The 4,729-nt window shown below is 69.2% G+C and carries 4 protein-coding genes and 1 pseudogene; 4 read left to right on the top strand and 1 reads right to left on the bottom strand.

Features of this window, described 5'->3' with window-relative positions:
• Positions 1 to 633: 633 nt before the first annotated feature.
• Both ACFYON_RS28990 and ACFYON_RS28995 read left to right on the top strand, forming a co-directional pair.
• A complete protein-coding gene (locus tag ACFYON_RS28990) occupies positions 634 to 1,695 on the top strand; it encodes an SMP-30/gluconolactonase/LRE family protein (RefSeq protein ID WP_354875060.1) in 1,062 nt (353 codons plus the stop codon).
• A 27-nt stretch (positions 1,696 to 1,722) separates the two neighbouring features.
• Positions 1,723 to 3,462, top strand: a complete 1,740-nt coding sequence (locus tag ACFYON_RS28995) for a PQQ-dependent sugar dehydrogenase (protein ID WP_387190939.1) — start codon at positions 1,723 to 1,725, stop codon at positions 3,460 to 3,462.
• 108 nt (positions 3,463 to 3,570) lie between these two features.
• On the opposite strand, the gene ACFYON_RS29000 is transcribed toward ACFYON_RS28995, so the two are convergent.
• The gene (locus ACFYON_RS29000) at positions 3,571 to 3,720 is read right to left on the bottom strand and encodes a hypothetical protein (RefSeq protein ID WP_355095191.1); all 150 of its coding nucleotides are present in this window, start codon (positions 3,718 to 3,720) and stop codon (positions 3,571 to 3,573) included.
• 215 nt (positions 3,721 to 3,935) lie between these two features.
• Here ACFYON_RS29000 and ACFYON_RS29005 point away from each other — a divergent pair.
• Both ACFYON_RS29005 and ACFYON_RS29010 read left to right on the top strand, forming a co-directional pair.
• A pseudogene (locus tag ACFYON_RS29005) lies at positions 3,936 to 4,219 on the top strand (hypothetical protein).
• A gap of 126 nt (positions 4,220 to 4,345) precedes the next feature.
• A complete protein-coding gene (locus ACFYON_RS29010) occupies positions 4,346 to 4,663 on the top strand; it encodes a transposase family protein (protein WP_387321275.1) in 318 nt (105 codons plus the stop codon).
• Positions 4,664 to 4,729 lie beyond the last annotated feature (66 nt).

The raw sequence follows: 4,729 nt of genomic DNA on the forward strand, positions 1-4,729 counted from the left end.
ACCCGCTATGACAAGTTGGCCGTCCGGTTCCACGCCGTCCTGACCATCACCATCATCACCGAATGGCTCTGACCGGCTTATGAAACACGCCTTAGCCGCAACCCCGCGACCGCCGCCAGCTCGCCGCCACGGCCGGCGTCCGCTCCCCACACCGCGCGGGCTCGCGGACACGTTGCCCGCCGCGTCACGGGCGGTCACCACGAAGGTGTACGGAGTGTCCGCGCTCACCCGGCCACCGGGCACGAGGTGCCGGTGGCGCTGCCCACTTCGCGGTACCGGCGGCGTTGACCCGGTGCACGTCGCACCCGGTCACGCCGGCGTCCTTCCACTTCTGAAGCGGCGCCACCATGGCGTACCGGGTGACCAGGTCTGAGAGCTCAGCGACCGACACGGCGGGCTGAGCGACTCGTGTACCGGGTCGGTGGGACCGGACCCACCGACCCGACCAGGTCATCGGGCGCCTTCGGGGCATCTGCCGAAGGTGATCATGGACAACTGATGCGGGGCGCCGCTTCCTCGCCTAAGCTGCGTCACATATACATCGATACTGATCAATAGTAGGTGTCGGCGGCGGCCGGGGCCGGCCCAGCCAACCACGGCCCCCGCATTCACCGACTCCGATTGGAGTACCCGATGACCTGGCGTCCAACCATCGCCGCACTCACCGGCCTGTGCCTGGCACTCACCACCGCACCAGGCCCCGCCGGTGCCGCACCCCCGGCACCTCGGGACGCCTCTGATGTGAACGTTCACACCTACCCGTTCACCGGCCCACCCGGCGCTCCACCCGGGGTCTGTCCGGAGGGCGCCGGGTACGGCCCACCCCTGCCGGCCGGTTCGGTGTCCGCGACGAAGATCCGGAGCGGGTTCTCGTTCCTCGAAGGACCGGTCTGGATCGCCGACGGCGGCTACCTGCTGATGTCCGACATGGCCGCGGGCACCGGGCCGAGCAACGTGCAGCCCTCCACGATCCGCCGGTTCACCCCGCCGGCGACCTTCGACACCTTCGTCGCCGACGCCGGCAGCAACGGCCTGGCACTCAGCCCCGACGCCCAGCAGATCATCGCCGCCACCCACGACCAGCGGAACGTCTCCGCATACCGGCTGAGCGACCAGGCCCGCAGCACCGTCGCCGCCGACTACCAGGGCCGGGCGTTCAACTCACCCAACGACGTCACGGTCCGTTCCGACGGCGTCGTCTACTTCACCGACCCCAGCTTCCAGCGCGGCAGCCGGCCCGACCAGATGAGCGGACGTACCAGTGTCTTCCGCGTCTCCGGCGGCCAGGTGTCGCTGGTGGACGACCGGCTGCGGCAACCCAACGGCATCGCGCTCTCCCCGGACGGCGGCACGCTCTACGTGGGGGCCTACTCCGAGAACAAGATCTACAAGTACGTCGTCCAGCCCGACGGCAGCACCGGCGCCCGCAGCGTCTTCGTGAACTACATCGGCGGTCCCGACGGGGTCACCATCGACTGCGCCGGCAACGTGTACTGGGCCTCCGGCTCGGACGGGCTGGTCCACGTCTACTCGCCCGCCGGCGCGCAGCTCGGCACGATCCGCTCCGGCGGCACCGGCACCACCAATGTGGCGTTCGGCGGACCCGACCGGCAGACCCTCTACATCACCTCCGGCCGAACGAACGACTCGGGCCTGTACAGCGTGCGGCTCAACGTCCCCGGCTACCCGTACTGACCAAGAAACCCGGGAAGGAAAGCACCCGTGCGGATCAATCCTCACCAGCTCCGACACCGCGTCCCGCTCGCCCTGCTGATCTGCGCCGGCACCATCCTGACCGGCGTACCCGCCAACGCCGCGCCGGCCGCACCGGCGACCGGGAGCCGGCCGGCGGCCCTGCTCGCCGCCGACACCAGCCCGCCCACCCGGCCGACCGGCCTGCGCCGCACTCGGCTGACCTGCCAGTCCGTCACGCTCGCCTGGTACGCCTCCCGGGACAACGTCGGCGTCGCCTTCTACGACATCTACCACGACGGCCAGCTCGTCACCTCGGTCTCGGGACGGACGCTGACCGCCACGCTCAGCGTCGTGCAGGGTGTCACCTGGGGCTGGTACGTCAACGCCCGCGACGCCGCCGGCAACGTCTCGCAGGCCAGCTCCACGCTCTCGGTCACCCCGCCGTTCTGCCAGCAGGACACGTCCCCGCCCAGCACGCCGACCAACCTGGCCGCGACGGTCAACGGCACGGCCGTGACCCTCACCTGGTCGGCCTCCACCGACAACGTCGCGGTCACCGGCTACACCATCCTGCGCAACGGTACGGCGGTCGGCTCCACCACCGGCACCGCCGGCAACCCGCCGGCGACCACGTTCACCGACACCGGGCTGACGCCCGACACCGACTACCGGTACACCGTGACCGCCCGGGACGCCCAGGGCAATGTCTCGGGCGCGAGCACCGCGGTCACCGCGCACACCGGCTCGGGCTGCACGAGCCCGGTCTGCGGCGCCACGGCGATCACCACCGAGAAGGACCTGCCCTGGGGCCTGGTGCAACTGCCCGACGGCACGGTCCTCTACGGCCGGCGCGACCTGTTCGACATCGTCGGCATGAACCCGGACGGCACCGACAAGCACAGCATCGGCACCGTGCCGAACGTGGCCGGCACCAACGGCGAGGGCGGCGTGCTCGGGCTGGCCGTCTCGGCCGACTTCACCACCGACCACTGGCTGTACATCTACCACACCACCACGACCGACAACCGGATCGTGCGCATCCGCTACGACGGCACGCTGCAGACCAATACCGAGCAGGTGCTCGTCACGGGAATCCCGCGCAACAAGTACCACAACGGCGGCCGGCTGCGTTTCGGCCCCGACGGCAAGCTCTACGCCGCCGCCGGCGACGGACAGGACCCGGACGTGGCCCAGGACACCAACAACCTGGGCGGCAAGGTTCTGCGGCTCAACCCCGACGGCACCGTGCCGGCGGACAACCCCTTCGGCAACTACGTGTGGAGCTACGGCCACCGCAACCCGCAGGGACTCGCCTTCGACTCCCAGGGCCGGCTCTTCGAGCAGGAGTTCGGCAACAACGTCATGGACGAGACCAACATCATCGTCAAGGGCGGCAACTACGGCTGGCCCGCCTGCGAGGGCACCTCCGGCGACTGCGCCAACCCGAACTTCAGGGCCCCGATCCGGACGTACCCGGTGGCCGAGGCCTCGTGCAGCGGCATCGCGATCGTCCGGGACGTGCTCTACATCGCCTGCCTGCGCGGCAACCGGATGTACCGTGCGGAGATCAGCGGCAACACGCTCACCAACGTCCAGCAGTACTTCGTCGGGACGTACTTCCGGCTGCGCACCGTCGAACCGACCCTCGACGGCAACCTGTGGCTGACCACGAGCACCGGCGGGGACAAGGACAGCACCCCGAACAACAGCAACGAGAAGATCCTCAAGGTGACCCTCGGCGGGGCGGCGTCCGGCCCCACGAGCTGAGGGCGAGCCGGGAATCCGGCACCGCCGGCCCTCGGAGGGTGCCCGCGTCGCGCGGGCACCCTCCGAGCGGTGTTGAAGTGACCCCCTGACTTGGCATGCCGAGGAGGATCAACTCGATTCAGGGCCGACCGGCCCCGAGCCGGAGTTGAGCTCCCGGGTCAGGCGCAGTGCCTGGTTGGCGGTGACCAGCGGCTGGTCGGTGGCGGGCGCCCCCTCGATGACCTGTACCTGGCTCGACGTGAGGGCGCCGCCGCGCACCGCCGACTCCTTCAGGAAGCGGTAGGGGACCTCGTCGAGGTAGGCGGTCCAGCACGAGCGGTCCGGTGCCGACCACGTCGACTCCGCCGGCCTTGAGGTTCTTCGCCTCGCGCAGCGATTTCGGGGAGATCTGGGCACCCTGCGGGGAGGCGAGGAAGTCGAGGATCAGCACGTCAGGGGTGGTGAGGGTGAGCCGCCCGTGTCGCGGCTCGTAGCTGTCACCGTTGCTGTCGACAGCCAGCCCGGGTGGCAGAGTGAACGCGTGGGGCTTAACAGAGAGATCGCAGCGCAGCTCGCTGAGGCTCGCCTGGCGGAATGGCGACGCAACGGCTACGACGAGTGGCGCGCAATGCTCGACGACAAGGACATACGCCTGGTCGTGGGCGAGGACGGCAAGCGGTACACCGTGGTCAGCTACGCCATTGACGACGGCGACGGCCGGATCCGCATGTCAGTCACCGTGGACAATGAGGTGATCTCAGCAACGCGTAAGGGTTGATTGGTGCGACACGGACGAAGGCGGCGAGTCGGGCGGCAGTGGAAACAGGCGTGGAGCCATCGATAGACACGTCCTTGCGACAGAAACACGTCTTCGAGAGGGCTCCACGTGATTGCCTATCGTGCCATGGTCGACGTCCCGAGGGAACTCGTGCAGCACCTCGCCCGGCTGCTGTACGCACAGCGCCGAGCCTGCGGCACCCGCCGCGGCACGCGGGCGTTGACCTGCTTCTATCAGGCCCTGATGGTGCTCGTCTGGTTCCGCAAGGCCGAGGACATGACCCTGCTGGCAGTCGGCTTCGGTATCTCCCGGGCGACCGCCTACCGCTACCGCGACGAAGGCATCACGGTCCTCGCCGCCCAGGCGACCGACCTGCACACCGCTTTGCGGCGGGCCGCCGCCGACGGGTGGTCTCAGAGGGCGGTCCGCAGTAACTTGATCTGATCTATGCGTTGAGTCCGGTTGGTGGCCTTCCGGTAGATTCGCCATGGATAGCAGCCGGTCGATGGG

This window comes from Micromonospora sp. NPDC005686 (assembly GCF_042871665.1).
GTDB lineage: Bacteria > Actinomycetota > Actinomycetes > Mycobacteriales > Micromonosporaceae > Micromonospora.

Bases quoted from the DNA above. Each gene is read 5' to 3' on its own strand.
- ACFYON_RS29010 (WP_387321275.1), top strand. From the start codon at position 4,346: ATGGTCGACGTCCCGAGGGAACTCGTGCAGCACCTCGCCCGGCTGCTG.
- ACFYON_RS28990 (WP_354875060.1), top strand. From the start codon at position 634: ATGACCTGGCGTCCAACCATCGCCGCACTCACCGGCCTGTGCCTGGCA.